We start from the raw sequence: 25,970 nt of genomic DNA on the forward strand, positions 1-25,970 counted from the left end.
CAGATAGGCGCGAGGCGAGGCCAAGTCGCAAAATCCTCTATCGAGGCAAGCCGCTTAGCGTGACCGATCCCGATCCTCTCGCCATCGCTCGCGTACTTCGAAAGAACTCCAAACAGAAAAAGCGAATTGCGCGGCTTGAGGCGGCGGAGGCGAAAGTTGCCCGGGGCTAACTTTGAAACGAGGAACACGGACGCTCCCGATACGACCAATGGTCTAATTCGAGGCTATGCCGCTGTTTTTCAGTCGCCCGAAATCATCGCCGGCCAATTTATTGAGCAGATTGCACCTGGAGCATTTTCGGAAACGCTGAAGCAAGGCGATGTACTCGCCTTGCTAGCCCATGATTGGTCCAGAGTTCTCGGGCGCCAATCGGCGGGCTCGTTGCGATTGAAGGAGGACGGAGTCGGACTTGCCTTTGAGCTTGATGCCGACTTAACCACGCCGTCTGGTCAGGAAGTATTCGGAACGGTCAAGCGTCGCGACGTCCATGGTTGCAGTTTTGGTTTCATAGTGCGTGAGGAGTCGTGGACCGACGATGGCGATCTGCCGATGCGAACGCTCATTCGAATTGATCTCAGGGAGGTTTCCATTTTAGCCAACCCTGCCTATACAAAAACCGTAGCGTGGGTATCGCAACGCGCCTCCAACAACGCGGCCGCCCAGCGGCGGATAGCGGCCAGGCGCGCGGCGATGCGCGTCAGGGGCATGCTGTAGGGGTGGGGGTGTTCGCGGGTCTGGGAACTTTTCGCCTTAGCTACCGGATGCCCCCAGTTTTACACGCATCTGCAATTCAGACCCCCAGGGCAAATTTTGGCACGACCACGAAAACCTACCGCGAAAGCGCGCGTTGAAGGGCGACACCTTATCAATGCTGGCCGCTACAAACGCAACGAGCCGACTGCCGACGCCATCGGTGACCCGCCGAAGTGGCTGACGGAGCCGCAAGCCGTGGCCTGGCGCGAATTCGCTGGCGAGCTGCCTTGGCTCAACACCTCCCACCGCTGCATCGTGGGAATCGCATCAGTGCTTAGGGCGCGACTTGCCTCAGGCCATGAGGTTGGCACCAAGGCGCTTTCGCTATTGCGGCTGTGCCTGTCCAGCATGGGCGCGACGCCTGCGGACGCCAGCAAGGTGTCGTGGGCACCGGAAGAAGAGCCCGACGACTTGCTCGATTGACGCGCACGCAGGGGCGCGGATCAGGGTGGGCCGGCTTAGGGCGGTCTGATTTTATAATCCACACAGGAGTTTTACATGATCCTCACGATCGAGGAAGCCGGCGCCCAGGCCGGAATGCAGGCCGCGGAATTGTACAAAGCCGGCGCGCGGGATGGCGTGCATGAAGCCGTCCGGCGCATTCTTCCGGATGCAGTTAAGGCCGCCGAAGCCGAGGCGGAGAATTTTCGGGACAGCGATTCAGAGGATGAAAACCCTACGGTCAGGACCCGTAAGCAAGAGGTTGTGTCATGCAGCGTCGCCGATCCGCCCCCCACACCTTTGAAGACAACATTGCAGCCGAGAAAGCCAAGCTGGAGGCCCAACTAGCGGGGCTCAAACCTGGACTCCAGATGGACGCGCTCCGCAAGAAGATCAGGCAACTTGATACCGCGTCCCATATGGCCGAGTGGCTTTCGTCGCCGGGACTTCAGCCGCCAAAGGCTTTTTGAAACCTTGACGCCCGCTTGTTCCTAGGTCCAAAATTAGGGAACCCAAAAAGCGGGACATCGGCGATGAAGGACTATTTGGCGCGAGTCGAAAAGCTCCGGACAGACGCCGCCGAATGCGCTCTGATCCGCGACCTCGCAACGGACCAAGCCAAGCGCGACCTGTTTGACCGCCTCCACAGTCATCTCACGGTCCTCGCGGACCAAGTTGAACTGGAGATGATGCACCGAAACACGGGGACCTAAGGCCGCCAATAGGCGGCCTCTTTCACGGTTGGGCTTGCAGGCATCTGAATGAGAAACGACCCCGGCACCTTGGAAGGAGTCGCGCCGGGGCCGTCATTCCAATGCGCCATGCTGGAAAGCTTCTGGCGCCAGAATCAACACTCCTAGCGACCTCCCGTTCCCATGCGCGCTGGAGGGGGGCCGGTTCGTTTTTTGGCGGCGAATACTTCAAGTCGCCATCTTTGGGCTGTTCATTTTTTCAGTCGTCTCGGCGTCTATGTTGATACTGAACGCTGGCAGCTAGCGCCAACACAGTGCCTGATCGGCCAGCACCATCTTTTCGGAATCGCGGCTGGATCACCGGGTTTATTCGTGGGGTAAACATGGAGAGGGATGTTCCATGTGGACGCTGTTGATGCCGGTCGCAGCCGCATTGATAACAACGATTGTCGTCCTCGGCCTCTTTAAAGCCGCGGGATTGAAGCGCGTGGAGGATCTTATACCCCCTCCGCAGGAGGACGAATGGGACCGTCTCCGAAACTACAAACGCCAAGATTGAGTCTGGAGAGTTTAGCCAGTCGGTACTGTCCGTTTGACCCTTGGTGTTCTACGTAGAATTACGGAGTGCCGTAATTTCGATTTTTGTTCCATCCGGAACTGCAAATCAGATAAGCAAATCAGGAACGTTTGTTCACTTCGTAACTTAAACTCGCTCAGTGGAGTGAGACCATGAACTATTTCAGCAGCACTCAATTTACAGGTCCCATCCCCCAACATCCAGTTATCCCTTGCAAATGCGGGCTCAGCCCAGACTCGTCGGGAAGATGTTGGATACCCGGCACGGTAGGACCGTCCGTATGTTCGAATGCGAGTGCGGCGCGCGAAGTTGGACCGAGCATAAAGAGTAAGGCCGCCTCAGTTGGAGGCCTCTTTATTAGTGCTGGCCGGTTTCGATCCCTATTGGCCTAGTTTGATTTTGGGAGCGGCCTGATTTACTTTTGTCCGATGGACGACAACCTGGAACTTCTGACCAAAATTCAAGAACGGATCATCGAATGCCGTCGCGCGGCATCCGAAGCGCAGGATTCCAAGGTGGCTCTATTTCTCTACCGCTTGGCCGATGAGGTTGAGGCAGAGGCGCGCGAAGCTGACTTGATCGGGAAGTAAGGGCCGCCACCGGCTTCTGAATGAGGAACGGCCCCAGCACTTGTGGAGGTAGCCGGGGCCGTCATTCCAATGCGCCGAGTCAAGGGGGCGACCCGGTGCCAGTATCAACGCGCCAAGTCTGCTTCCGTTCCTAAACGCGCTGGAAGGGCCCGCCGGGTTACGCTGGCGGATTTTGCCTTGCCGGGAATTGCATAAACGCCGTAGGCTGCGGCCCTTACTTTCACAGGAGAGCGGACGTGGCGACAGGTACTGTGAAGTGGTTTAATTCGACCAAGGGCTATGGCTTTATTCAACCGGACGGCGGCGGCAAGGACGTGTTTGTCCATATCTCCGCGGTCGAGAAGGCTGGATTTAGCTCACTCGCTGAAGGCGCTAAGGTCAGCTACGAGATCGTCTCCGATCGGGGCAAAGAGTCCGCTGGGAATTTGAGGCTTTAGACACTACTCGTCCCGCTTCAGCTGGCGCCTCTTTTCATTCAAGGACCTGGTACTCACAGGCCACGCCTTCGGGATCGTTTTCCTCGAACCATTTTTCCGCGGCGTCCGTGGTGGCGAACACCTTGACGTGCTCGGGGTCGCCAACCTGCTTGCTGATGTTGATGTAGACAAGGACGGTCATTTCGACTCCTCGCCGAAAACGCTCGGCCTATCGTTCGCCGGTTCCTCGAGCTCGCGCTCTCTTTCAGCCCACCGAGCCCTTCGCTTCTCCTTCGCAGCGCGCTCGTAAACCTCTGCCGGGGTTAGGTCGGGCTCCGGCTCAGATGGCTCTTGATCGTTCGTCATGTCGCTGGGGTCGCCTTCGACGCTTCGTGGACGCAATGCGAGTCCGACGAGGCCCAGCATCAATAGTACGGCGCCGGCGATTATCAGCCAGTGGGGGTATTCCATCGATGAGAGGGCGTCTGTCATATCCCGTCGCGACAGCTGGCAGATTCACTTCCGGTGCCGGCACAGTTCCAACTTGCCTAGCATCCACCGGTTCCTCGTTGAGCCAATCCTTGCCACCGCTTCGGTTTCTAGAGAGGTATTTCAATGCTCCTCACTGATCTCTCTTGATCTTCCGTTTCCCCCAATGTGTCTCTTTGCGGGCGGGAGTGAACACCCGCTCGACATGAGGGTTCAGCGCCTTCATGACCCCGATCCGCGCCATCATCGTGGGGCCGTTTTGCTTGACCACCAACGACAGTGCCTCGATAGCGGTCTGCCATTCGTCGAGCTGCTGGTCGGCCTTCGAAAGTTGGGTGATGTAGGCCCCCGCGTCTTCGAGGGTGAGAAGCTGCCGACCATTAGGGAGGGGTATTGGATCGTCAAATGATCGTTTCCAGCCCCTTTGCAGTCATCAGGCGAACCTACCTACCTAAGCAGCACAAAGTGAAACGCCGCCTTCGCTGTTGACTTAAATCAATGGTCTCTTTTGGCCTCCAATTGACCATTGCACTATGAAGCCTCACGAACCTTGCCCGGGCAATAATGATCCTGCGCCGAAGCCTACACGGTTAGAGGAGGCGCGTCGGATCGTTGAAGAGTATGCAGCCGACCTGCGCGAAATTATCAAGAAGCTTCGCAGGACGCTCAATTGATAAGGCCGCCGCAGGTGACGCTTCTTCCCGAGCGCGCTCAGGGCATTCAGGCAATGATCTTGGGTGTTCCGCGCCAGCACAGCCTATTCCTAGCGGCTTGCCAACTCGTTCACGTTTTGTACTATTATCCGCAACATGAAAAGCAATCGTGAAATCGAGATTCTGTTCAGGCGGCTCCGGCTTTACGACCAGCTTGGCCGCCGTGCCGAGGGGCTCGTTCGAACGATCCAGAGGGCAATGAGGGAGCGCTATGGCAATGCGCGAACAATTGAAATGGTACGACGACAAAGCGAACAACTCGCCATGGATCAACGCGCTTGCCGAACTTCGGCAGCGGGCAACGCGTGAAGGCCACTGCTATCAGCACGTCCAGGCGATCACAGTCGCGATTGATCAGTACGCAGAGAAAGCGCTGGGCAACCGCGATTACTTTCTCAACAAGCCTTATGGCGTGGGGTAGCGCGTCGCGGCCGGCCGGAAAGGGCAACGTGGTGCCGCTAAAGGCCCAATCGACGTCGCTGGAAGAATGTTGTTAACTATCAGAGGCTTACATTTGGCCGCCATAGAGTCGCGGATTATTGCGGTTGGATGGTGGGGTCCTTAGCTCATGTTCAGGGGCGCCTGTCGCATGGACCCTTGGCCAAGATGCGTGTTAGGGCAGACTGGCAGTAGCTGAGAGCAGGGTAATGTCATTTCGTCCGATAAACGACGATCACGCTGTCCAAAGCGCAACCTTTGCGATAGCGCTCAATCGACCCCTAGCGTGGTCGTCCATTGAGGCATTGATTAAAAGTTCCCTGGATTGGCGCAAGGAACTTCCGGCAATTGACCTTCCCCAGACGATGGAAGTTCAGATCAATCCGCAGACTGGTACGCCAGTTAATCGGATAACAAGGGGCGTTGAGTTTTCCCATAAGCGGCCGGATGGAAGCGCCAGCTGGCAGCTTGACGTCTTAGGATCTGAAATTCGCGTCACAACCACGCTCTATACCCGTTGGGCTCCGACGTGTGCAAAAGCCGGCGATATTTTACTCGGCGTCGCCGGTCAGCTTGCAATGCTTGAGAGCGCAAGAGGTTTAGGAGTATTGGCAATTTCGCTTCATGTAGCAGACGTTTTTGCTACTACAGACGAAAAGCCCGACTATTCGGAATTGTTTGCACGAAATGACCGAATCCCCTTAGCTTTATTCAGTTTTGGCAGATTATGGCACACGCACAGTGGCTGGTTCATGCCTCGTCCGGCTGGTTTCGGTAGTGTCCTGAACCAGTTAAATATCGACGCTAGAACAGGAACAGACGATACTAGCTTGACCGCGATTCCCGATACGCAGATCAGGATAATCATTCAACATAATCAAATTTATAGACCGACTGAACCAATCAACTTTGGTTCGTCAGGGGAGAATGCCTTGGTTGATGCAGTTCTCAGGGAAATGCCGCAGATGCATCAGAACAATAAAGCGGTTTTGCGAGATCTTCTGACGCCGTCGATGCAACAGCGAATCAAGGTCAACGTTTGATGCTGAATACTGCAACCAAAGCGCGATCGATAACGGCAATCAAATATCGCCCTCCTGTGCCCGCCATGGCGCGGTATGGAGTGTTCGACGATCTCCAGGGGGCCTCCACTGAGTGGCCTCACGAAGACGAAGGTGAGACAGATTACTCGCTCGGGTCGATATCTGCCGCCGGCGTGGCAGCATCTGGCAACCTCGATGTGGACATCAACTTTGACATTTGGCCAACTGATCCTCTCGCACCGCCTGGTGATACGATCGAATCCATTCCTGGATTCGAACCCACTTCAGCGCAATCGGTCTATGGGAGCTTTGCTAACGCGATTTCATCACGTGCATGCCGCGATGATCCAGTTTTGTTGGTCTCGTCGGTAGTTCACGAACAAGAGCCGCTTGCCTTGCATAACCTCGCGCGCATCTACTTGCCCGAACCGCAAATTACTACCTTCTCCGGTTTCATCCGATTGTCAGGCGATCCTCTTCAGTCGGTATGGCCGGCAGCGCTGAAGATTCCGATTCATTTGCCAGTTAATACGGATGACCTGTACTCAAGAGCGCTGGGCTCAACGCATAGGCTGAATTCAAGAGAATGGCCCCGCGACAGCGTTGGAGCGCCCGATCTAACGACGCGCGTAGCCTATCGGTTGGCTGAAATTCCGGAAATGGCCCGTGCTGCTGATTCGATTTTGCCCGGCGTCGACGTGCTAGCCGCAGCTCAGCAGATCGTCGGATATTTGCCGGCCCTAACCGTTCTTCCGGAGATCGAAATCGACGATTCGACTGGCGCAATATCACTGGTGTGGCGTGACCAAGAAAATGCGTTCGCCCTAGAGATTCCGAATTCCCGAATTGTCATCGGCGTGGGGTTTGGAAAGGAATTTTCGACGTTCAAGCCGTGGCGCCATGCAGTTTCGGACGAGCGAAAAATTATGTCCGAGATAGAGACATACAAGCCGATCCAGAAATTGTTGAGCGGTTCATGAACTGCCTCGCTGCGGAAAGCTCGCGCCCCTGCGCGCGGGAAAAAGCGCACGTTGATCCGGTTTCTCCAGGAAAGATTGATGATCAAGAGACTTTGTGTCGTGCGGGCTACACAATGCACGACCGGAACGGCAATCCACGGATCAGTCTTATACGGTCGAATGAACTCGCTAGCGGCGAATTGTCCGTTTGGAGATTGAAGCCACCCAGGACTGAACTTGTTGAGATTCTTGAAGTGCTGGATGCGCGCAAGCCTAATCAACAAGAGCTTCTTTGGATTTTCGGTGTGAAAGCCAAAGAGGTTCGAGGAATGCTTGCCGCTAGCCCGCTTTGCGCAATCGATAACACGGACTGCGGACCCGAGTTAGATAGGCATCCGGCTCATGCCGTCTTAGCTGGTTGCGAGAAACTCGGATTTGATGCGTTACTAAAGCCGGATGAAGATCCGACGTTCATGGCGGTGAGACGAGGGCTGCTCGAGTTATTTAATCGCCACCGCATTTGGCAGGCTTAACACCAGCCAATGAGATCTGCGCTAGTGGTATTCGGCTAAAGCTGCTTTCGAATCGCTGACCAAGTGAATCGCGGGGGCCATCAATCATCCGCAACCGGAAGGCGAGAGCAAGGGGACCTGCCACGACAATGAGCGGGGATTGTCCGTTCTCAACTATTGATGTGCCGCAACTCAGGTTCTGCATCTGCCCGCGCCTAAACTCACCGCAGCCGTTAAAATCAGTGCCAATTCGCGCTGGATGACGATGGATATAATGTGAGGACGGTCCGGATTGGTGGACGTTTTATGGATCACCGCGTTGTTGCGGCGGTAGCGCTGGAAACAAACCTAAAGAATTGGCAACGGGCGGCGATCGATCCAAGCAAAACAGTGTTGAAGGAAAGCAACTAGCCCCCATGGAGCGCAGTGATGGCGAATGAGCGGGACAATTACCCGGGACAGATCGCGCGGATCGAAATCGACGAGTCGGCGGCAATCGCCATCGAGCAAATCGAGGACGAAATCACTATCGTAATTGCGAGCGTTGTTGGCGTTCATTTTCAGGTGACGGCAGATCAGGCGCTTGCACTTTCTCGGGCATTAGCTGTCGCTGCTGCCAATGCTACGAAGTCCAGCGCATCAACTGGGACGTAGTGGCGGAGGCCCAAGCCGTAACTCGGCGGCCGGCAGGCTAAGATCAAAGCGAGTAGGTAGTAATCACTGGAAGCTTGCCCGGTTGAGCCTGCCGCTTCGCGTTCTCCAGCGCTTTCAGCCGCTCGGTGGGCGACCGCTCCTCGAGCCATCTGGAAGTGATGACGGTCCCAGAGACCACATAATCCCCGCACGTAGCGCAGTGGAAACCATCGCCGTCATGAGTTTTCGGCAGCGGCTCAGCAGGTTTCCCGCAGACTGCACAATGCATCGCTTTCACTCCTATTTTCAGGTTGGCGAGGGCCAGACCGGCGCGATGACCTACCTAGGTGACTATCTCACGACTTTGCATGGCCAGGCTTTGCTCAAGGCTGTCATCGCGAGTATTCGAAAGTCTTCATGCAGATCCTCAGGGTTGGACTGCATATAACTGACAATGACCCTTGCCGCTTGCTCCTTGGTAGATCCTTTGGGGCGGCAGATCTTAAAACCTTCAGGTAACGCGTTTCCGAGAAACAGCAGTGTGCCTATGGTCCCGCCGCACTCGCCGACCCAGACATCAAAGCGATCGTTCGCGATGTAATGCTGGCAATGCTGGAGCATGTAGTTGCCGCTACCGACATCGGGCGCTGCCTCGCTTGGACCGGAAAGCGTGAGCATACTGGTCAGTGCGGCCAAGGTGGCTGGTTTCATTTGCACTTCGCCTTTAGGCCCCCAACTCCGGCAACGAGGGGCAACTATCTTTGCACGGCGGCACTAAATCGCTAGCCGAACTTGGTGACAATCAATCTGGATAATTCGAGGATAGCATTAGATCCTCGGTGAAATGTACTGCCGACACAATACATGGTGGTTCCATCGCGCACGGTCGCTCGCCGAACAATCTTAAATCCCAAGACGGATGCAAGATTAATGATCGTTTCCTCAATCTTCTGCCGCGCGGGGAGGTCGCGATTTCTTAACGTCGAAGAAATGTAGCCGGAATCTAACGGACTGGAATCCACGATCTTGGTTAGTGGGCGGCTGCTCATTTCTTTCCCTTCAGTGCCATCTCCACCAACCGGCGAATTGCCTCGGGACGGCCGGGCAGATCGTCTTGCTTGCGGCGCCAGTCGTCTAAGGCCTTGGCCATATCGGGCTGGATGCGGACCATCACAGGCTCCCCGGTAACCGTGGTCCGCTTCTGTGGGTTCGCTCGATCGATGGTTGCTTTGTTCATGGAATCATGATACCACGAAATCAGGTCTGTAAATAGTCGCATGACCGGGGCAGGAGCATCATCAATGAACAATCCCACCACCAACGCCAACGTCTCTATCGACCAATCCACGCCTTTTTGCGCCCACACCTACTACGCGTGCATCCAGGCCAAAGGATGCGATCCCATTATCCGCAACGGCGGGCTATATATTGACCTATGTTCGGCGAGTATTGGGGACGTCGGCCGGTGGGCCGCGCTCCACGATCCTGATGGGTCGCTGCGGCTAGACCACGCACGTTCTGCGTGGGAGAAGCGGGCCTCGGATGATGAGATCATCATGCTAGGTGTGCGCCAGTAGCAAGCCTCTACTGCAGACGAGGCCCCGCTCCTGAAAGGGGGCGGGCTTTTCTGTCTAAAGTGGGGGGAGATGCTGGCACAAGCACCCGTGTTTGCACGGTCTTGCTGCTTATCTCGATCTGCTGTCTCACCATTGTGCTTTTTTCTTAGATGGGAAACTGAAACGAAGAAAATCCTACTGCTTACCTTACTGCTGCCGCTGGCCGGTTGCCAAACGGCGGCCGAGCGGCAGGCTTCACAATTGGCATCAGCGCAGCAGCAGTGCACCACCTTTGGCTTCCGGAAGGGTACTCCGGAGTACGCCAACTGCAGTCAGAGCATGTTTGTGGCTAACCGCCAACAGGAGGCGGCAGACAACGAGCGGCGAGCTGAGGCGCTGTCGGCCGCCGGAAGAAGCTTGCAGGCGGCCAGTGCGCCGCCCGTTACGGTGGCGCCGACAACAACGAACTGCCAGAATCTGGCGGGCATGGTTCAGTGTAGAACGTTCTGACTGGTGGAAACACCGCCGAGGCCCGCTCCAACCGCAAAGCTGGGGCGGGCTGCCATACCCCGCAATAGAGCTAGAGGGTGGTGACTAGCTCGGCGAGCTTGGCCGCGACGTCGGCCATCGGCATTTCTGCAGTCTCCAAGCCGTTTCGCGACGCGAGCATGGGGCTGACTTCGCGGAGAGCTTCGTACGTTGTGTTATGCACGATAGGAACGAGTTGGTCTCGCGCTAGGAGGACCGAAAGCTCCTTGTCTGCGACGCCCGCTGCTGGGAGGCGCTTCAGCAGCGCAGGGGTCACGAGCACGATCCCGATCCGCGACTTCGCCAAGCCCTTGTCGATAGCTCGGAGAAACGGCTCGCCAAGGCCAATATCATTTTCGCTGAACCAGACCGAGACATTGCGTGCCACGAGCAGATCGCACAGCTCCTTGGCGACCCCCTGCCGGTCGTCCCACGCGTGGCACAGAAAGATGTGCCGTAGGTCGGGCAGGGACGCTCGTTTCTCGACGGTGTCCCGTATTGGGGTGAGCGCCCGTACTTCCTCGGGCGTGTAAAACTGAGACGAACCGGCTCCCGACCAGCGTGGTTTTGTGCTGCGGCTGGACCGGCCACCGCTGCTTCGGCCGCCCCCGCTGCTACCCGACGAGGAGTAGGACGGGGGCGAGTACGATGGGGGCGAATACGCCCGGTAGCCGCCGTAACCGCCACGGCCGCCACATGCGGGGCATTCCGCTCTAGCGCTCGCAGTGCGATGGCCTCGTGCCGGTGCTGTGCATCTAGCCATGGGGCAGATTTCCTTGAGGATCTAGGCTCGCGAATCAGCAAGCAGGTTGCATTGAGGTATACCTTGCAACTGGTCGGTTCCGTAGCGGTGGCGGTGCGTTATCCTCCCTTTCCACCCGCCGGGCTGTTTCTATTTTCCATTCATCGCGTCGGCAATCTTCCCGGCGATAATATCCGCCGCCCGCTTTGCCGGATCGACAGCCACGTGGGCATACCTCTGCGTCGTGCTTGGCTGTGAATGTCCGAGCAGGTTTCCGATGATTGGCAGCCCAAGACCGGAACCTGCTCCGACGCTGGCGAACGAGTGCCGCAGGTCATGGATTCGGACATCTTGAATGCCGGCTCGCTTGCGTACGGCCCGCCACGGGCGGTTCAGATCGGCGCGCGGCTTTTCATCCTTCGTGCCCGCTGTCTCACTGGCGACCACGTGGGTGCCAACACGGGGTAGGGCGTCGAGTATCGCAATAGCCGGCGCAGAGAGCACGACTGTTTTCTGGCCGGTCTTCGAATCAGGCAGGAAGAGCAGGCCGCGCCCAGCGTCGTACTCAGACCATCGAAGGTCTAAGATTTCTCGCAATCGACAGCCGGTAAACAAAAGCAAGCGCAACGCTGCGGCGGCGTGCTGATCGATCTTGGTCAGGCGGTTCTCGGGCTTGGGGGCGTGCTTAGTTTTCTTCGACGGATCAGGCTCCCACGGAATGCCGACCGTTTCAGCCTCTCGAATTGCATCACCAAGCCGATGGAGTTCCTCGCCGGTCAGGTATCGCTGGCGCAACTTCTCGTCGAAATGCTCAATACCAACTGCCGGGTTCTCTGCGCCCTTCGGAAGCGACTTGGTCTTAAGCCCAAACCCATAGATGGTGCCGATCAGCGCAACCACGCGGTTGGCCGTCACCGAGTGCGTTTCACCTATTTTCCGGTGCAAGCGGTCGACGTCGGAATGCGTAACAGCGTTCGCTTTCTTTTTGCCGAGCGCCGGCCTGATGTGATTCTTGATGTACCCTCTGTTCAGGCGAATGGTACCGGCCTTCCGTTTCGGCGCGAGGTGCTTAGCAACAAAGCTGTCAAGCAGGTCGTCGACGGTCTCGGCCTTCCTGGCAGCACCGCGCTCTGCCGCAGGGTCCTCGCCAAGTTTCACTTTGGCAAGTAGTGTTTCAGCGGCTTCCCGGGCCTTCTCAGGCGAGAGCGTGGCCGGGGTACCAATCACCATGCGACGCTTGCTTACGCCCCTGCCGCCTTCTCCCGGGCGGTATTCGACTATCCATGATAGAGCACCCGAAGGCATCGCTTTGACGCCAAAGCCGGTCAGGTCGGAGTCGTAAAATATCGTCGGCTTTGTTACAGCGGGCAGGCCGGTAACGGCACGACGGCCGAGTTTCAGGATTGGCATCGCTTTCTCCGAATAGCCACCGAGTAGCCACCGGATCATGTATTGAGCGAAAACGACAGGAAAGCAACGGAATTGGGATGTTCGAAATATGACAATTTTCGCAATCAGTTAGCTGGCAAACGGCAATGGACGGCACCCAAAGGAATCGGCCGGAAAATAACCTGTTAAGTTTTGGGTACTGCAGGTCGTTGGTTCGAATCCAGCTGCCCCGACCAATAAAATCAATGACTTGCCGCGTCTTTTTCGGATTGAATCTTCCCAGCGATCCCAATTCGGGAAGGGGCAGGGGAAAACTTGTGAGTGGTACGAAGATAGTCATTTTGGCGCGGCACGCTCTGCTGCTGGGGCTGGCGTTTTGTTTCGCCACCACGGTCCTGAGCCAGACGGCCGCGGCCAATCCCGCGCAGATGATCTCTGACTTTCGGCTGAAGCACGGGGAGAAGCGCGTCACGCTGGATGCAACTCTGACGCGGATTGCCCACGATCAAGCCCAGGCGATGGCCGCAAAGGACCAACTGGATCACGATGTCCTCGGCCGCTTCAATTCGCGTGTCAGCCCGGCAGGCGCCGGCCGAGCCGCAGAGAACATTGCGTACGGCTATGACGGTTTTCCCAAGACCCTCGACCAGTGGATCAATTCGTCAGGGCACCGAAAAAACCTCCTGCTGCCCGGTGCCACACGCGTGGGTGTTGCCAGCGTGAAAAGCGCAAAGACCGGTCGTATGTATTGGGCCATGGTGATCGCAGGCGACTATGAGGGTCCCAAGAAGCCGAAGAGCTCGCCAAAGATTTCGCCGAAGGAATCAAAGCAGGCAAACGCTGCTAAGCCCAAACCGCGCGCGGCTGAGGCCTGCCGAGTGAAGATTCTCAGCATCTGCTTCTAGAAAGGTTGCAACTTTAGCGCTTGCAATATCGTTCTCGTTATGTTCTTTTTGGTCATTCCCTCGGAGGTGACCAATGGATGTCGAGAAGCAACAAGAAATAATCCGGCTCTGGAATCGCATGCGCCGGGTCGAAGGTCCGGTCGCGGAGGAAATCCGGATCCAGATTCTTGAATGCTTTGCACAGCGCGAGCCATCGAGTGCGCGGATGAGCGATCGTCGGGAGGTGTTGAGCCGCGTGCGAGTTCCGACCGGTCAGGTGCATCGCATCGGCGAGCGCGGCAACAACGCAACGCTTTGACGGCTTAGCACGTCGGCGACGTTGATTCGGTGGCCGTCAAGATTGACGGAATCGACGCGGGGTGCATGCTGCACGCATGTTGTCGCGTGTGCGCAATCATTTTCAAGGTGCGAAGTTCGCCCGCATGAGCAGCGGGACGTATTGCATCATCCGCGATCTCGGGCTGGTCAAGGGCGGCAAGGGGATGCGGCATCATGAGGTGCTCGTCACCTTCAGTCCCAGGGCGTTCTTGCGGTGGATCGGGAAGGCCGGCAGAGACGCTTTCGGAACGAAGAGGCGCTCCCAGTGGATTCAACGCCTTCCGGAACCCGTCTCGGAGAATGCGTCGCAAGCCGTAGCCATTTCACTGCTGCGCCGCCTGCCACGCCAATAGCCTGTGCTCGGCTAACGACATCGCCACCGACGTCACATAGCCGGTGACGCCAAGTAGGATGACACCAGCGAACAGGTCGGCCGAGCGGAACGAGCGCGCCGACAGCAGCACCCAGTGGCCGAGCCCGTCGAGGCCGGCCAGGATCTCGCAGACCACCGACAGGATCAGCGCCACCGTCAGGCTGAGGCGCATGCCGGCGAGAATGTCGGGGCTGGCGGAGGGCAGCGCGATTTTGAAAATCACCGCGAGCCGCGACATCTGCAGCGACCGCGCCACCTCGTAGAGCCGGGGCTCGACCGCCGCAAAACCATGGATGGTCGCCAGCATGATCGGCCAGATCGCGCCAAAGGCGATCACGAACAGCGCCATCGCCTGCGTCAATCCGAGCATGGCGATCGCAACCGGAATGATCGCCGAGACCGGCAGCGGCCGCAAAAACTCCAGCGAGGGCGCGACATAGGTCCGCATCGTGCGCGACGACCCGATGATCGCGCCGATCGCGATACCGGCAATGGAGGCGGCGAGCCAGCCATAGGCCATGTGTTCGAGCGTGCCCGCGAGCTTGCTCCAGAGATCGCCGGAGGAAAATCCGCGCACCAGCGCCGCCCAGGCCCTATCAGGTCCCGGCAGGAACACCGGCGAGACCAGTTTCAAATTGGCGATCAATTGCCAGAGCGCGATGAAGCCGGCGGCAACCGCGAAGCTCGCCAAACGCCAGACAAGGGCCGTGCGATTCATGGGCTGTCTCCGCTCAACGCGGCACGGCCGAACAGGCGCCGTTGGGCCACGGTCAGAAGGATGTTCAGCGCGTAGCCGATGATGCCGATCCAGACCAGATACGCCAGCATCAGATCGGGACGCAGCGCCTGCTGCGCCAGCATGATGCCCGCGCCGAGGCCGAGCGGATTAATCGCGATTTCGACTGTCACGGCCACGATCAGCGCGATGCCGGCGGACAGGCGAAAGGCGACGAAGATCCGCGGCAGCGCCGCCGGGATGATGATCTTCCAGACCCGTTGCGCCGGCGGCAGCCGCAGCGCCCGCGCCACTTCCATCAGCCGCGGTTCGATGCTGCGCACGGCGGCACGGGAGAGGATCAGAACCGGCCAGACGCAGGCAAACGCCACGATCACGATTTCCATGCGATAGCCGAAGCCGAGTGCGATCAGTGCGATCGGCAACAGCGCGATCGAGGGGATCGGCCTGATGGCCTCGACGGTCACTTCCATCAGGCGGTTGAAAGTATCGAAAATTCCAAAGGCGATGCCGAACGCCAGGCCAATGATGGTGCCGATGGCGAGGCCTGTGAAGGCCGAGAACAGCGTGTCGCGGGTCGCCGCGAGGATCGAGAGATCAGCGAAGGCGCCAAAGAGCGCCATGACGATCTCGCTCGGCGGCGCCAGGCTGTCGCTTTGCAGATGGGTCGCGCGCGCCCACACTTCGAGCGCCACCAGCACGCCGAGCGGCAGCACCAGCGCCTTGGCGGAATTCCCGGTCAATGCTCGCTCGCTTTGATGAAATCGAACAATTGCCGCCGCAGCCGCAGGAATTCGGGATGCTCGCGGGTCGACAACTGATCGCGCGGCCGAGGCAGGTTGACCGAAAGTTCAATGCCGATCCGGCCCGGATGCGGCAACAGGCCGATGACACGGTCGCCGAGATAGATGGCTTCATCAAGGTCGTGGGTTACGAAGATCACGGTGGCGCCGCTGGCGGCCACCAGCGACAGGACCTCGTCCTGCAGTCCCTGCCGCGTCATCGCGTCCAGCGCGCCGAACGGTTCGTCCATCAGAAGCGTCTTCGGCTCCTGCGCCAGGCAGCGGGCGATCTGCAGGCGCTGCTGCATGCCGCCGGACATCTCGGACGGATATTTGCCGGCGTGCCCGGGCAGGCCGACGGTGCGCAGCAATTCCTCGATGCGGGCAGGGCGCTCGGCCGACGGCATGCCGCCCGCTTCCAGCGCCAGCGAGACGTTGCCGGCCGCGGTGCGCCAGGGCAGCAGCGCCTTGCCGTAGTCCTGGAACACGATCGCGATCTCGCGGCGCGGCTCGCGCATCGGCTGGCCGTCGAAATTCACCTTGCCGCTGGTCGGCTGGTAGAGCCCTGCCGCCAGACGCAGCGCCGTAGTCTTGCCGCAACCGGAGGCGCCGACGATGCAGAGGAATTCGCCGGGCTGCACACCCAGGCTGAGGTCTTCGATGATGGTCTTGCCGCCGAGCTGCAGCGTGACTGCGTCAAAGCGGATTTGCGGCGCGGGCATGCCGGATATGGCTTCGAGGCGTTTTGCGGCGCTTGCCATGATGTCAGCTTTCGTTGCCTCGGGGATAGACGAAATCCATGGTCGAGCGCAGATGCGCCGCCAGCATCGCTTGCGAGCCCTGAATGTCGCGCGCGATCACGCGGTCGGCGAGCAGCTGGTGGGCGCGGACGAATTTCTTGCCGCTGTCGAAGGAGCGCATCATTAAGCGGCGGTAGCGGTAGGCCTGGTCGTAGAGATCGGAATGGGCCGATAGCATGCGTTTCGAGCCGCAGGCGGCCAACAAGGCGGTATGAAAGCCCTTGTGCAGCCGGTCGAAATCCTCCGCACCTTCGCGGAATTCATCGCCGGTGCGCTCGATATGGCGGCGCATCTGGTGCAACGCGCTGACGATGCCGGCCTCCCAGGCATCATCGCCGTGGGTGATCGCCAGCCTGACGGCCTCGATCTCGATCGCGGTGCGCATGGTGGTGATGTCGAGCAGATCCTCGCGGCTGATGTCGGCGACGCGAAAGCCGCGCTGCCCGGTGCCCACGATCAGCCCCCGCGACATCAGCCGCGACAGGCCCTCACGCAGCGGCGTGGCGCCGATCTCATAGCGCTGCACCAGGTCGACGATGCCGAGTCGCGATCCCGGCGCCAGATGACCGGCCAGGATGTCCTGCTCGACCAGCAGGGCCGCGCGCTCGCTCAGCGTGGCGGCCTCTGCCGACGGTCGGCTCGGTTGGCGCTCGGACGCCGGCATCGCGAAATCCTCTACTTCAGGACCAGCTTCGACGTGTCGAGCCTGGATTGCAGCATCTTTTGCGTCGACATCACCTCGATCCACCAGGCGAGTTGCTCGGGCTTCAGCGCCGGTTCGGAGCGGTTCGGCGGCGTCGCCTTGACCAGCTCGATCGGCTGCTTGGTGAATTTCGAAATCGAGGTCGACGCCTTTTCGCGGTCGTTGTTGACGATGGCGGCGGATTCGGCGAGCGCATCGCGGAATTTCTTGATCGCCGCGGCGTTCTTTTCCGCCCATTCGCGCGACGCCGCATAGAAGATGATGGGATCGGTGCGTGCCAGTTCGACGGCATAGCGCGCGCCGACCGAGCCCAGTCCGGCATTGGTCATGCGAGTCACGAACGGCTCGGCGGTCAGCACGGCATCGACGCCGCCCGACTTGATGATGTCGGACATGGTCGGGAAGGTGACCTCGACGAAATTGACGCCCTTGGGGTCGACGCCCTTCTCCACCAGCCATTTCACGAACAGCACGTGCAGGAAGGCGTTCAGCCCGGGCGCGCCGACTTTCTTGCCGACAAAGTCCTTCGGCTCCTTGATGGTGATGCCGTTGCGGACAAAGGCGGTGATGTTGCCATTTGTCACCGGGCTCATGACGGTTGCGCCGGCAATCGCGACGAGATCGAGGCCGCCGTCGGCCGCCTGCAGGAACACGGTTGATGTCGGACCGCCGATCTGGATCGAGTTCGACAGGATCGCGGCCGGGATATTCGAATTGATGCCGATCGGCGTCATCTCGACCTCGAGCCCGTGCTTTTTGAAAATGCCTTCGTCGATGGCCACCATCGCTGAGGCGCAGTCCGAGGTCGCCGTGCAGCCAACCTGGATCTTGGCTTGCGCAAAGGCGGTGCCGGTCAGCGCCACGCTGACCGCAAGGGCGGCAAGGACCTCTTTCACGACGATCTCCCCATGACACATTTTTCTGTCTTGTTTATCGATATTTTTTTTGATCATATATTTCATCGGAAAACAAGAGGGCATCCAGTGAAACTCGCGACATTCAAATCCGGCGGACAGGAAAAGATCGGAATCGTGCATACCGGCGATACGCTTATGTTCGATCTCGCAGCGGCCGCTAGCCGGAGCGGAAGCGCCAATCCGGCCTTCGCATCGATGCTGGCATTGATTGATGCCGAAGGCGGCGCGCTCGAACAGGCAGCGAAGGTGTTCGACAAGCACGGCAAGGACGAGAGCTTGTCGGTACCGGTGCAGACAGCCGAGATTCTCGCGCCGGTCCCGGAGCCGCGGCAGATGCGGGACGGCATGTCGTTCCCGCTGCACATCCTGCAAGCCCCGCGCGGACAGCTCAAGCTCGCCGCGCGCGCCAAGGGCGACATGGCGGAGCTGGCGCGGATCGAGGCCGAACCGCTCGGCGAATTGCCGGAGGTCTATCGCAAGCAGCCGATCTACTACATCACCAACCGTTTCAGCGTGCGCGGCACCAACACCACGGTGAAATGGCCGCGTTACAGCCAGGTGATGGACTACGAACTCGAATTCGGCATCATCACCAAAGGCAAGGGTGCCAACATCTCCGCCGCCAAGGCCGCGGATCACATCTTCGGCTACACGATCTTCAACGACTTTTCCGCGCGCGATGCCCAGCGCATTGAAATGGAAGGGCGGCTCGGGCCGGCGAAAGGTAAGAGTTTTGACGGCGGCAACGTGATGGGGCCGTGGATCGTCACGCCGGACGAGATCGGCGATCCCTACAAGTTGAAGATGGAAGCGCGCGTCAACGGAGAGAGGCGCTCGCACGGGGTAAGCGAGGGCATGCTATTCTCGTTCGAGGAGATCATCGCCCATGTCAGTCAGGACGAGACCCTGATGCCCGGCGAATTCATCGGATCCGGCACCGTCGGCAATGGCTGCGGCCTCGAACTCGGCTGGTATCTCGAGCACGGCGATACCATCGAACTCGAAGTCGAAAAGATCGGCACGTTGAAGAACCGGGTCGAGCGGCAATAGTCTGCTTCCAGCGACGATACCAATAAGAACATCCAGCGAGGAAACGCCATGGCGCGCAAACTGATCGATATCTCCGTTCCCCTGCAAAACGACGTGCCGGCGGATCCGCCCGGCAATCACCCGACCATCCAGTACATCGATCATCAGCAGGGTCTGCCGCGGATGCTGCAGTTCTTCGACGGGCTGAAGGCGGAAGATTTGCCGGACGGGCAGGGCTGGGCGGTCGAGCAGGTATCGCTCTCCACCCACAACGGCACGCATCTGGACGCGCCCTGGCACTTCCATCCCACCATGAATCGCGGCGAGCGTGCATGGACCATCGACGAGGTACCGCTGGAATGGTGTTTTCAGCCGGGCGTGAAACTCGACTTCCGGCATCTTCCGGACGGCTATGTCGCCACCGCCAAGGATGTCGAAGCTGAACTGGAGCGCATCGGGCATACGTTGTCGCCACTGGAGATCGTCGTCGTCAACACCAGCGCCGGCGTCAAATATGGAAGGCAGGATTACGTCACCTCCGGCTGCGGCATGGGCTATGAGGCGACGATGTATTTGCTGGAGCGCGGTGTGCGGCTGACCGGGATCGACGGCTGGAGCTGGGATGCGCCGTTCGTCTACACCGCGAAGAAATACGCCGAGACCAGGGACGCCAGCCTGATCTGGGAGGGTCACAAGGCCGGCCGCCACATCGGCTATTGCCACATCGAGAAGCTGCACAATCTCGAACAGCTGCCGTCGACCGGCTTCATGGTGTCGTGCTTCCCGGTGAAGATCGAGCGCGCATCCGCAGGCTGGACCCGGGCGGTCGCCATCCTCGACGGCTGAAGGTGGCAGGCGACAACAAGCAAAAGCAGGGAGAGAACGGATGACGGATTTGCGCGCGCCGCGCTTGCGGGGATGCTTCTGCTGTGGCCCATCAAGTCCGTCACTCTCCAACCCAAGCCGGCGCGGCTTCATGTTCGGCGCCGGCGCGCTGGCGCTGACAACGGCGACAGGTAGCAGCCGGGCAACGGCACAAATCGCCGACACAAAACCGTTCCGGATTGACGTTCATCATCATCTGTCGCCGCCGACCTACGTGACCGCGTCGAACGACAGCGCCTTCGGCGATCCCTTGATGAAGAGTTGGACCATCGAGAAATCGCTGGCCGATATGGACAAGGCCGGCATCGCGGCCGCGATGCTTTCCGTCACCACGCCCGCCGTCAATTTCACCAAGGGCGATGCCGCGCGAAAACTCTGTCGGGAGTCGAACGAGTATGCCGCAAAGCTGGTCGCAGATTATCCTGGTCGGTTCGGCAATTTCGCGATGCTGCCGCTCACCGACGCCGAAGGCAGCTTGCGCGAACTGACGCATGCGCTCGACACGCTCAAGGCCGATGGCATCGCCTTGATGACGAGCTATGGCGACAAGTGGCTTGGCGACCCGCTGTTCCTGCCGGTCATGGAAGAACTCAATCGGCGCAAGACGCTGGTCTACACCCATCCGACGGCGGCCAATTGCTGCGTGAACCTCGCGCCGACGCAGCCGCCGGTCATGATCGAGTTCGGCACCGACACGACGCGCACCATTGCCGACATCGTCTTCTCCGGCAATGCGCGGCGGTTTCCCGACATCCGCTGGATATTCTCCCATGCAGGCGGGACCATGCCGTTCCTGATCGAGCGCTTCGTCCGCCATCCGCTGCTGGTGCCGAAGGCCAAGGAAACGGTGCCTGATGGTACGCTTACCGAGTTGAAACGGTTCTTCTATGACACTGCGCAGACCTCGAACCGCGGCTCGATGTCGGCACTGGCGGCGATCATTCCGCCGTCGCAGATCGTGTTCGGAACGGATTTCCCGTACCGGACCGGCATTGATCATGTGAAAGGGCTGCACGAAGCGGGTGTGTTCACAGACGATCAGATCGCGGCGATCGCGCGGGGGAATGCGCTCAAGCTGTTACCGCGACTCGCAAGCTAGTTTGGAAGTAAACCTGACGTCTCGTCACGCCGCGAAGCGATCCATCAAAAAGAAAAGGCGCGCCGGATTGTCCGACACGCCTTTGATCTTGTCTCCGATCCCCGCCTTAGGCGACGGCGATCGGGGCTATATCATCACCTGCAGACGCGGACGCCATAGGCGTTCCACCAGCAGCGCGGACCAGGGCGTACATAAACCGGCCCGCCATAGAAGCCTCGGCCTCGACCACCATAGAAGCCACGGCCACCTCCACGATAGTAGCCACGGCCGCCGCCGCGAAAACCTCCTCTGCCTCTGCCTCTGCCGCCGCGTGCCTCCGCCGACGTGGTCGTCCCGCCCACCAAAATGGCGGAGGTGCTGGCCACGTAGACGAACAACAAAGCCAGCGCTGCGAGGCAGCGGGTCAGGATACTGTAGCGTTTAGCCATTCGAGAATCTCCGGGTCACTTCCAAGCATCTGGACTTCGGCGCTATCTCACTTAGACGCGTGAGAAAGCTTTCGGTTCAGATGCGCTAAGATAATATTTTTACTAAGGTTCTTTCGGGCTTTCGGGACTTTATTAAGAAGGGTAGGTAAGGTCAAGTTGCAGCCGGTTTGCCGAGGATTTTTGCGTTGCGCCGTTCATCTTCCTGAATGCTTCATGAACGTCGATGATTGTGCGTCGCAGGATTCCAAGAGAAGCTACGGCATGGCCACACCAGCATCTTGATGTCGACACGATCTCCATTTTTCAGCGCACGACGACCCCCGCCTTAACGAGTACCCATGTCCAAAAAACACACTTATGTCCTTGGCTTGAACACCTATGACCATGATGTGAGCGCCTGCCTGTTGCGCGACGGCGCCATCGCCTTTGCGATCGCCAAGGAGCGGATCACGCGGGCCAAGCATGCATCGGGCTTCTACAAGGAAGTGATCGATTATTGCCTCGAGGCCGAGGGCATTACGCTCGACGACGTCGATCTGGTCGTGCGCAATTGCTACATCCTGCCGGTCCAGGAAATGGAGGAGCGGCTGGTCTATTTCGACGCGCCGGGCTTTCTTCCGGAGTTCGAGCGAGGCGACGCGGCCAAGCACCCGCTGTATCTGTCTCGTCAGGACAAGGTGGTCACGATCTCCCATCACCTCGCGCACGCCTACAGCGCGTTCGCGGTGTCGCCGTTCGAGGATGGCGTCGTGATGATCGTCGATGGCGTCGGCAGCTACCGCTCCGACGTCATGGAAGCCTTTCCCGCCAGCGACACGGCAACGCCGCTGGCCCGCGAGTCCGAGAGCTACTACAAATTCAGCGGCACGAACCTCGAATGCCTGAAGAAGGTCTGGATGGAGCCGGACCGCGGCTTCCTCAGCGACGAATTCTACAACATGCCCGGCCTCGGCGCGCTCTACAGCCGCGCCTCCACCTACATTTTCGGCGACTGGAATAAGTGCGGCGAGCTGATGGGATTGGCGCCGTACGGCCGCCGCGACCAGGTCAAGCATCTGCTCGAACTGAACGACGGCAAGCTGCAGGTGCCGCACTGGACCGCCGACTTCAAGCAGCCATTTGTGTTCGATGGCAGCAATTGGGAAAAGAGCCCCTCGATGCGGCACTGGGAAGATCTGGCCTGGCGGACGCAGGACGACACCGAAAACGTGCTGCTCGCGCGCGCCCGCTGGTTGCGCGAAACCACTGGTGCGAAGAACCTCTGCATGGCCGGCGGCGTTGCTCTGAACTGCGTGGCGAACGGGCGGGTCGCCCGCGAAGCGGGTTTTGAGAATATCTGGATCCAGCCCGCGGCGGGCGATGACGGCATCGCGATTGGCTGCGCCTATTATGGCTGGCTCGAGATCCTGAAGCAGCGCCGCGACTTCGTGATGGATCATTCCTATGTCGGCCGGCGCTACAGCGATCAGGACGCCGCCAAGGAATTGCAGAAATTCCTGGTGCGTATCCAGGTCGATGCCATCAAGAGCGAGAATGTCTGCCGCGATACCGCAAAGCTGCTCGCCGACCAGAAGGTGATCGGCTGGTTTCAGGACCGGTCGGAATTCGGACCGCGCGCGCTCGGCAACCGCAGTCTGATCGCGGATCCGCGCAAGCCCGAGATGAAGGACATCCTCAACAGCCGCGTCAAGCACCGGCAGGCGTTCCGTCCGTTTGCGCCGATCGTGCTGGCCGAGCGCATGAAGGAGGTCTTCGAAGGCGAGGAGGACTCGCCCTTCATGCTGATCGCCAAGCCGGTGCGCCCGGAATGGCGGGACAGGATTCCGGCGATCGTGCATGTCGATGGCACCGCGCGGGTGCAGACCGTGCGCGAAGAAACCAATCCGATGCTTTACCGCCTGCTGAAGGAATTCGAAGCGCTAACCGGTGTTCCCGTGCTGATCAACACCTCATTCAATATCAAGGGCGAGCCGATCGTGGAAACGCCGCAGGATGCCGTGAACTGCTTTCTGACCACGGGCGTCGATCATCTGGTCATCCACGATACGATCGTCTCGAAGGCCACCATGCACAAGGTGGTCGCGCCGCTGGTCAATATCTACACCGACGTGCGGATGCTGGTGGCATCGACCGCGCAGCCGGCCTGAACCCGCTAGAGATTCGGTTCTGATTTAATCAGAACCGAATCTCTAGATTTTTGTTTTGACGCGTTTTCTTGATGCGAGCCGGTGTCCACTTCGCTTGAAAACGCTATAGCGACAGCCCAGCCGGGAGCCGCTCAGGCGGCTTTCGGCGCCGGCGGCTTGAGCGGCTTGTCCTGCCGCTTCGACCAGGAAATGTAGTAGGCGACGATGGTCATGATCGCGATGCCGGTCACGCTGACGAAGATCTGCGCCAACAGCGAGCCCGAGCTCATCGACAGCTGGAAATGCCCGACGAACGACAGGAACACGCCGACGCAGAACACGGCCAACGATTGCTGACCGCAGACGATGAGGGGATCGAAGATCTTCCACTCCAGGCCCGGCCACTCCTTCGGCACGAAACGGATGACCAGGATCACGATCACCACGAAGTGCAGGAAGCGATAGGGCGCAAGGTTGGTCTTGTCGTTCGGGTTGAACGTCGAATACAGCCACTGCGGGAACATGTCGCCGAACGTCGGAAACCTGCCGGCCATGGTCATGACAAGCGCCAGGATCATGTAGGCGATGCAGAAATACAGCGTGATCGGCGAGTTGATGATGCGGAGATTTTTGCGGGCGCCACCGAGCGCGCACCATGCGCCGAACACGAACAATACCTGCCAGGCGAACGGATTGAAGTACCAGGTGCCGATCGGATAGGCCGGCAGGTTCCAGCCGGTTTGCCGAGACACCAGCCACAGCACGATTGCAGCCAGCATGGTCAAGTTGGGCTGGCGCAGCATGAACCACAGCACCGGCGGGAACAGACCCATCAGCACGATGTAGAGCGGAAGCACGTCCAGATTGACCGGCTTGAATTTCAGGAACAGTCCCTGCCGCAGCGTTTCGGTCGCGTTATCAATCAGGCCGACGACGTTGAAGTCGTTGACCAGTTGGGAATCGCCAAAACGCAATGCCAGATAGCTGATCGAGGCGATATAGATCACGAACAGGATGATATGGGCGACATAGAGCTGCCAGACGCGCTTGGTCAGCCGCGTGGCGCCGACAATGAAGCCGCGTTCCAGCATCATCCGGGCATAGACGAAAGAGGCGGTGTAGCCGGAAATGAAGACGAAGAGGTCGGCGGCGTCGCTAAACCCGTAATTGCGGGTGGTGATCCAGTTCACGACGTTGTCTGGAATGTGGTCCAGGTAGATCGCCCAGTTTGCGACCCCGCGAAACAGGTCGAGCCGGAGGTCGCGTCCTTTGTCGGGCAGGGTTGCGTTGATTTTCATGGCTGCCGTTTCGCACTGATGCTTTCGGAGGATGGCGCCGCAGAATCGGGTCCCGGGCGCCGGATGGCCCTAGATTGTCACAGTACGGCATAATGACTATACCGGTACGGAAATGGTACATCCGGGGTTTACGGAATCACCGATCAAATTTCCTGAAAGGTGTCTCTATACTATCCCGGCCGTTTCCACCAATCGCTACCATGTCGCATATCGCTTGAGGATCCGACCATCCATGACCGCACGCATTTTTAAGCCCGCCAAAAACGCGATGCAATCGGGCAGGGCCAAGACCCAGGAATGGCAGCTTGATTATGAGCCTGAGCAGCCCCGGGCGGTCGAGCCGCTGATGGGCTGGACCTCGTCGGGCGACATGAAACAGCAGCTCACCTTGCACTTCGACACCAAGGAAGACGCGATCGCCTATTGCGAGCGCAAGGGCATTGCCTACCAGGTGATCGAGCCCAAGGATTCGGTGCGGCGGCCGGCCGCCTACGCCGACAATTTCGCCTTCAGGCGCGTCGAGCCTTGGACGCACTGAGAGCCTGACCGGTGCTTTCCGGTCGCTCGACGCGGGGCGTTGCGGGCAAGGGTTACTGGGTCGGGTCGGATGCTGCCGGAGTGTTGGGGATCGGCAGCGGCGCGTCCTTTGCGACGCCAAGCACCGGGAAGGTTCTGATGTTGCGCACTTCAGGCATCGCGGAAAACTGCAGAAGCTGCTGGTGCATGCCCTCGACGTTTCGCGCCACGCATTTGAGCAGATAGTCGGCGTCGCCCGAAATCCGCCAGCTCTGCAGTACCAGCGGCACCGCCGCGATCGATTTTTCGAACGCCTGCAGCGGAGCCTGGGCCTGGCTCTGCAACTGGATCAGGACAAAGGAAATGACTTCGTAGCCAAGGAGCGTTTCGTCGAGCGTGGCTCTGACAGCGCTGACATAGCCGCGCTCGCGCAGCGCGCGAACCCGCCGCCGACACGGAGGCTCCGAGAGGCCGACCCGCTCAGCCAGTTCGTTGTTGCGGATACGTCCATCCCTCTGCAGCTCGGACAGTATCTTCAGGTCGATGTCGTCGAGGGGCTGGCGTTCCGTCATGGACTCCTCTTG

General features: G+C 59.3%; 32 protein-coding genes. 19 read left to right on the plus strand and 13 right to left on the minus strand.

The features are described 5' to 3' along the window. Positions 1-156 precede the first annotated feature (156 nt). From IVB22_RS32605 to IVB22_RS32630, 6 genes are all read left to right on the plus strand, one after another. Entirely contained in the window at positions 157-714 is a 558-nt protein-coding gene (locus IVB22_RS32605; RefSeq protein ID WP_247521264.1) for an HK97 family phage prohead protease, read from the plus strand. Positions 715-948: 234 nt separating this feature from the next. Continuing rightward, positions 949-1,176, plus strand: coding sequence for a hypothetical protein (locus IVB22_RS32610; RefSeq protein ID WP_247521265.1), 228 nt, complete (start codon positions 949-951; stop codon positions 1,174-1,176). A 75-nt stretch (positions 1,177-1,251) separates the two neighbouring features. Then, positions 1,252-1,542, plus strand: coding sequence for a hypothetical protein (locus IVB22_RS32615; RefSeq protein WP_247521266.1), 291 nt, complete (start codon positions 1,252-1,254; stop codon positions 1,540-1,542). Positions 1,543-1,727: 185 nt separating this feature from the next. Next, entirely contained in the window at positions 1,728-1,907 is a 180-nt protein-coding gene (locus IVB22_RS32620) for a hypothetical protein (protein ID WP_247521267.1), read from the plus strand. Between the two features lie 984 nt (positions 1,908-2,891). Beyond that, entirely contained in the window at positions 2,892-3,053 is a 162-nt protein-coding gene (locus tag IVB22_RS32625; protein ID WP_247521268.1) for a hypothetical protein, read from the plus strand. Positions 3,054-3,289: 236 nt separating this feature from the next. After that, entirely contained in the window at positions 3,290-3,490 is a 201-nt protein-coding gene (locus tag IVB22_RS32630) for a cold-shock protein (protein ID WP_247521269.1), read from the plus strand. 34 nt (positions 3,491-3,524) lie between these two features. On the opposite strand, the gene IVB22_RS32635 is transcribed toward IVB22_RS32630, so the two are convergent. Next, on the minus strand, positions 3,525-3,671 hold the full coding sequence (locus IVB22_RS32635) for a hypothetical protein (RefSeq protein WP_247521270.1): 147 nt from the start codon (positions 3,669-3,671) through the stop codon (positions 3,525-3,527). Continuing rightward, positions 3,668-3,961: a hypothetical protein gene (locus IVB22_RS32640; RefSeq protein WP_247521271.1), complete on the minus strand. Its 294-nt coding sequence runs from the start codon at positions 3,959-3,961 to the stop codon at positions 3,668-3,670. Before IVB22_RS32640 ends, IVB22_RS32635 begins: the two co-directional genes overlap by 4 nt. A 927-nt stretch (positions 3,962-4,888) precedes the next feature. On the opposite strand from IVB22_RS32640, the gene IVB22_RS32645 reads away from it, so the two are divergent. The 5 genes from IVB22_RS32645 to IVB22_RS32665 all read left to right on the plus strand — a co-directional run bounded on the left by IVB22_RS32645 (position 4,889) and on the right by IVB22_RS32665 (position 8,277). Then, positions 4,889-5,092: a hypothetical protein gene (locus IVB22_RS32645; protein ID WP_247521577.1), complete on the plus strand. Its 204-nt coding sequence runs from the start codon at positions 4,889-4,891 to the stop codon at positions 5,090-5,092. 226 nt (positions 5,093-5,318) lie between these two features. Then, positions 5,319-6,152 (plus strand): TIGR04255 family protein, encoded by an 834-nt coding sequence (locus tag IVB22_RS32650; protein ID WP_247521272.1) that lies wholly within the window; start codon positions 5,319-5,321, stop codon positions 6,150-6,152. Further along, positions 6,152-7,132: a hypothetical protein gene (locus tag IVB22_RS32655; protein ID WP_247521273.1), complete on the plus strand. Its 981-nt coding sequence runs from the start codon at positions 6,152-6,154 to the stop codon at positions 7,130-7,132. The genes IVB22_RS32650 and IVB22_RS32655 overlap by 1 nt, the downstream gene beginning before the upstream one ends. After that, the gene (locus IVB22_RS32660) at positions 7,129-7,644 is read left to right on the plus strand and encodes a hypothetical protein (RefSeq protein ID WP_247521274.1); all 516 of its coding nucleotides are present in this window, start codon (positions 7,129-7,131) and stop codon (positions 7,642-7,644) included. Before IVB22_RS32655 ends, IVB22_RS32660 begins: the two co-directional genes overlap by 4 nt. A 408-nt stretch (positions 7,645-8,052) precedes the next feature. Beyond that, the gene (locus IVB22_RS32665) at positions 8,053-8,277 is read left to right on the plus strand and encodes a hypothetical protein (protein WP_247521275.1); all 225 of its coding nucleotides are present in this window, start codon (positions 8,053-8,055) and stop codon (positions 8,275-8,277) included. Positions 8,278-8,607: 330 nt separating this feature from the next. Here the strand turns inward: IVB22_RS32665 and IVB22_RS32670 are convergent, their stop codons facing one another. Both IVB22_RS32670 and IVB22_RS32675 read right to left on the minus strand, forming a co-directional pair. Beyond that, positions 8,608-8,967, minus strand: a complete 360-nt coding sequence (locus tag IVB22_RS32670; protein WP_247521276.1) for a Rap1a/Tai family immunity protein — start codon at positions 8,965-8,967, stop codon at positions 8,608-8,610. A gap of 334 nt (positions 8,968-9,301) precedes the next feature. Further along, on the minus strand, positions 9,302-9,565 hold the full coding sequence (locus IVB22_RS32675) for a hypothetical protein (RefSeq protein WP_247521277.1): 264 nt from the start codon (positions 9,563-9,565) through the stop codon (positions 9,302-9,304). On the opposite strand from IVB22_RS32675, the gene IVB22_RS32680 reads away from it, so the two are divergent. Further along, entirely contained in the window at positions 9,558-9,833 is a 276-nt protein-coding gene (locus IVB22_RS32680; protein ID WP_247521278.1) for a hypothetical protein, read from the plus strand. The two genes, IVB22_RS32675 and IVB22_RS32680, sit on opposite strands and share 8 nt — an antisense overlap. Before the next feature lie 559 nt (positions 9,834-10,392). On the opposite strand, the gene IVB22_RS32685 is transcribed toward IVB22_RS32680, so the two are convergent. Both IVB22_RS32685 and IVB22_RS32690 read right to left on the minus strand, forming a co-directional pair. Further along, positions 10,393-11,103, minus strand: coding sequence for a toll/interleukin-1 receptor domain-containing protein (locus IVB22_RS32685; protein WP_247521279.1), 711 nt, complete (start codon positions 11,101-11,103; stop codon positions 10,393-10,395). Positions 11,104-11,232: 129 nt separating this feature from the next. Next, positions 11,233-12,492 (minus strand): site-specific integrase, encoded by a 1,260-nt coding sequence (locus IVB22_RS32690; RefSeq protein ID WP_247521280.1) that lies wholly within the window; start codon positions 12,490-12,492, stop codon positions 11,233-11,235. Between the two features lie 224 nt (positions 12,493-12,716). Between IVB22_RS32690 and IVB22_RS32695 the strand changes: the two genes are divergently transcribed. Together IVB22_RS32695 and IVB22_RS32700 are read left to right on the plus strand one after the other, a co-directional pair. Continuing rightward, positions 12,717-13,376 (plus strand): CAP domain-containing protein, encoded by a 660-nt coding sequence (locus tag IVB22_RS32695; RefSeq protein WP_247521281.1) that lies wholly within the window; start codon positions 12,717-12,719, stop codon positions 13,374-13,376. A 73-nt stretch (positions 13,377-13,449) separates the two neighbouring features. Beyond that, positions 13,450-13,674 carry a hypothetical protein gene (locus tag IVB22_RS32700; protein ID WP_247521593.1) on the plus strand — a complete coding sequence of 75 codons (225 nt, stop codon included), beginning with the start codon at positions 13,450-13,452 and terminating at the stop codon, positions 13,672-13,674. 343 nt (positions 13,675-14,017) lie between these two features. Here IVB22_RS32700 and IVB22_RS32705 read toward each other — a convergent pair whose 3' ends face one another. From IVB22_RS32705 to IVB22_RS32725, 5 genes are read right to left on the minus strand one after another with little or no spacing between them, the layout of a single operon-like run. Continuing rightward, on the minus strand, positions 14,018-14,785 hold the full coding sequence (locus tag IVB22_RS32705) for an ABC transporter permease (RefSeq protein WP_247521282.1): 768 nt from the start codon (positions 14,783-14,785) through the stop codon (positions 14,018-14,020). Next, complete coding sequence (locus IVB22_RS32710) at positions 14,782-15,546, minus strand: ABC transporter permease (RefSeq protein WP_247521283.1); 765 nt, start codon at positions 15,544-15,546, stop codon at positions 14,782-14,784. Before IVB22_RS32710 ends, IVB22_RS32705 begins: the two co-directional genes overlap by 4 nt. Beyond that, positions 15,543-16,346, minus strand: a complete 804-nt coding sequence (locus IVB22_RS32715; RefSeq protein ID WP_247521284.1) for an ABC transporter ATP-binding protein — start codon at positions 16,344-16,346, stop codon at positions 15,543-15,545. The genes IVB22_RS32710 and IVB22_RS32715 overlap by 4 nt, the downstream gene beginning before the upstream one ends. A gap of 4 nt (positions 16,347-16,350) precedes the next feature. Beyond that, positions 16,351-17,049: a GntR family transcriptional regulator gene (locus tag IVB22_RS32720; protein WP_247521285.1), complete on the minus strand. Its 699-nt coding sequence runs from the start codon at positions 17,047-17,049 to the stop codon at positions 16,351-16,353. Positions 17,050-17,060: 11 nt separating this feature from the next. Further along, positions 17,061-17,984, minus strand: coding sequence for an ABC transporter substrate-binding protein (locus IVB22_RS32725; RefSeq protein ID WP_247521286.1), 924 nt, complete (start codon positions 17,982-17,984; stop codon positions 17,061-17,063). Positions 17,985-18,071: 87 nt separating this feature from the next. Here IVB22_RS32725 and IVB22_RS32730 point away from each other — a divergent pair, with 87 nt between their 5' ends. The 4 genes from IVB22_RS32730 (at position 18,072) to IVB22_RS32745 (ending at position 23,593) form a co-directional block, all read left to right on the plus strand. After that, positions 18,072-19,055 carry a fumarylacetoacetate hydrolase family protein gene (locus IVB22_RS32730; protein ID WP_247521287.1) on the plus strand — a complete coding sequence of 328 codons (984 nt, stop codon included), beginning with the start codon at positions 18,072-18,074 and terminating at the stop codon, positions 19,053-19,055. A gap of 48 nt (positions 19,056-19,103) precedes the next feature. Then, entirely contained in the window at positions 19,104-19,880 is a 777-nt protein-coding gene (locus IVB22_RS32735; protein WP_247521288.1) for a cyclase family protein, read from the plus strand. Between the two features lie 40 nt (positions 19,881-19,920). Next, positions 19,921-21,018, plus strand: coding sequence for an amidohydrolase family protein (locus IVB22_RS32740; RefSeq protein WP_247521289.1), 1,098 nt, complete (start codon positions 19,921-19,923; stop codon positions 21,016-21,018). Positions 21,019-21,784: 766 nt separating this feature from the next. Continuing rightward, a complete protein-coding gene (locus IVB22_RS32745; protein ID WP_247521290.1) occupies positions 21,785-23,593 on the plus strand; it encodes a carbamoyltransferase C-terminal domain-containing protein in 1,809 nt (602 codons plus the stop codon). Between the two features lie 131 nt (positions 23,594-23,724). Here IVB22_RS32745 and IVB22_RS32750 read toward each other — a convergent pair whose 3' ends face one another. Next, positions 23,725-24,870: an OpgC domain-containing protein gene (locus IVB22_RS32750; protein WP_247521291.1), complete on the minus strand. Its 1,146-nt coding sequence runs from the start codon at positions 24,868-24,870 to the stop codon at positions 23,725-23,727. Between the two features lie 232 nt (positions 24,871-25,102). Between IVB22_RS32750 and IVB22_RS32755 the strand changes: the two genes are divergently transcribed. Continuing rightward, a complete protein-coding gene (locus IVB22_RS32755) occupies positions 25,103-25,408 on the plus strand; it encodes an ETC complex I subunit (RefSeq protein ID WP_247521292.1) in 306 nt (101 codons plus the stop codon). 52 nt (positions 25,409-25,460) lie between these two features. On the opposite strand, the gene IVB22_RS32760 is transcribed toward IVB22_RS32755, so the two are convergent. Then, complete coding sequence (locus tag IVB22_RS32760) at positions 25,461-25,958, minus strand: Lrp/AsnC family transcriptional regulator (protein ID WP_247521293.1); 498 nt, start codon at positions 25,956-25,958, stop codon at positions 25,461-25,463. Positions 25,959-25,970 lie beyond the last annotated feature (12 nt).

This window comes from Bradyrhizobium sp. 190, from assembly GCF_023073415.1.
Classification (GTDB): domain Bacteria; phylum Pseudomonadota; class Alphaproteobacteria; order Rhizobiales; family Xanthobacteraceae; genus Bradyrhizobium.

Coding starts and splice junctions, on each gene's coding strand:
- IVB22_RS32615 (WP_247521266.1), top strand. CDS start 1,252: ATGATCCTCACGATCGAGGAAGCCGGCGCCCAGGCCGGAATGCAGGCC.
- IVB22_RS32620 (WP_247521267.1), top strand. CDS start 1,728: ATGAAGGACTATTTGGCGCGAGTCGAAAAGCTCCGGACAGACGCCGCC.
- IVB22_RS32625 (WP_247521268.1), top strand. CDS start 2,892: ATGGACGACAACCTGGAACTTCTGACCAAAATTCAAGAACGGATCATC.
- IVB22_RS32635 (WP_247521270.1), bottom strand. CDS start 3,671: ATGACCGTCCTTGTCTACATCAACATCAGCAAGCAGGTTGGCGACCCC.
- IVB22_RS32640 (WP_247521271.1), bottom strand. CDS start 3,961: ATGACAGACGCCCTCTCATCGATGGAATACCCCCACTGGCTGATAATC.
- IVB22_RS32645 (WP_247521577.1), top strand. CDS start 4,889: ATGCGCGAACAATTGAAATGGTACGACGACAAAGCGAACAACTCGCCA.
- IVB22_RS32650 (WP_247521272.1), top strand. CDS start 5,319: ATGTCATTTCGTCCGATAAACGACGATCACGCTGTCCAAAGCGCAACC.
- IVB22_RS32655 (WP_247521273.1), top strand. CDS start 6,152: ATGCTGAATACTGCAACCAAAGCGCGATCGATAACGGCAATCAAATAT.
- IVB22_RS32660 (WP_247521274.1), top strand. CDS start 7,129: ATGAACTGCCTCGCTGCGGAAAGCTCGCGCCCCTGCGCGCGGGAAAAA.
- IVB22_RS32665 (WP_247521275.1), top strand. CDS start 8,053: ATGGCGAATGAGCGGGACAATTACCCGGGACAGATCGCGCGGATCGAA.
- IVB22_RS32670 (WP_247521276.1), bottom strand. CDS start 8,967: ATGAAACCAGCCACCTTGGCCGCACTGACCAGTATGCTCACGCTTTCC.
- IVB22_RS32680 (WP_247521278.1), top strand. CDS start 9,558: ATGAACAATCCCACCACCAACGCCAACGTCTCTATCGACCAATCCACG.
- IVB22_RS32685 (WP_247521279.1), bottom strand. CDS start 11,103: ATGGCTAGATGCACAGCACCGGCACGAGGCCATCGCACTGCGAGCGCT.
- IVB22_RS32690 (WP_247521280.1), bottom strand. CDS start 12,492: ATGCCAATCCTGAAACTCGGCCGTCGTGCCGTTACCGGCCTGCCCGCT.
- IVB22_RS32695 (WP_247521281.1), top strand. CDS start 12,717: ATGACTTGCCGCGTCTTTTTCGGATTGAATCTTCCCAGCGATCCCAAT.
- IVB22_RS32700 (WP_247521593.1), top strand. CDS start 13,450: ATGGATGTCGAGAAGCAACAAGAAATAATCCGGCTCTGGAATCGCATG.
- IVB22_RS32705 (WP_247521282.1), bottom strand. CDS start 14,785: ATGAATCGCACGGCCCTTGTCTGGCGTTTGGCGAGCTTCGCGGTTGCC.
- IVB22_RS32715 (WP_247521284.1), bottom strand. CDS start 16,346: ATGGCAAGCGCCGCAAAACGCCTCGAAGCCATATCCGGCATGCCCGCG.
- IVB22_RS32720 (WP_247521285.1), bottom strand. CDS start 17,049: ATGCCGGCGTCCGAGCGCCAACCGAGCCGACCGTCGGCAGAGGCCGCC.
- IVB22_RS32735 (WP_247521288.1), top strand. CDS start 19,104: ATGGCGCGCAAACTGATCGATATCTCCGTTCCCCTGCAAAACGACGTG.
- IVB22_RS32740 (WP_247521289.1), top strand. CDS start 19,921: ATGACGGATTTGCGCGCGCCGCGCTTGCGGGGATGCTTCTGCTGTGGC.
- IVB22_RS32745 (WP_247521290.1), top strand. CDS start 21,785: ATGTCCAAAAAACACACTTATGTCCTTGGCTTGAACACCTATGACCAT.
- IVB22_RS32750 (WP_247521291.1), bottom strand. CDS start 24,870: ATGAAAATCAACGCAACCCTGCCCGACAAAGGACGCGACCTCCGGCTC.
- IVB22_RS32755 (WP_247521292.1), top strand. CDS start 25,103: ATGACCGCACGCATTTTTAAGCCCGCCAAAAACGCGATGCAATCGGGC.
- IVB22_RS32760 (WP_247521293.1), bottom strand. CDS start 25,958: ATGACGGAACGCCAGCCCCTCGACGACATCGACCTGAAGATACTGTCC.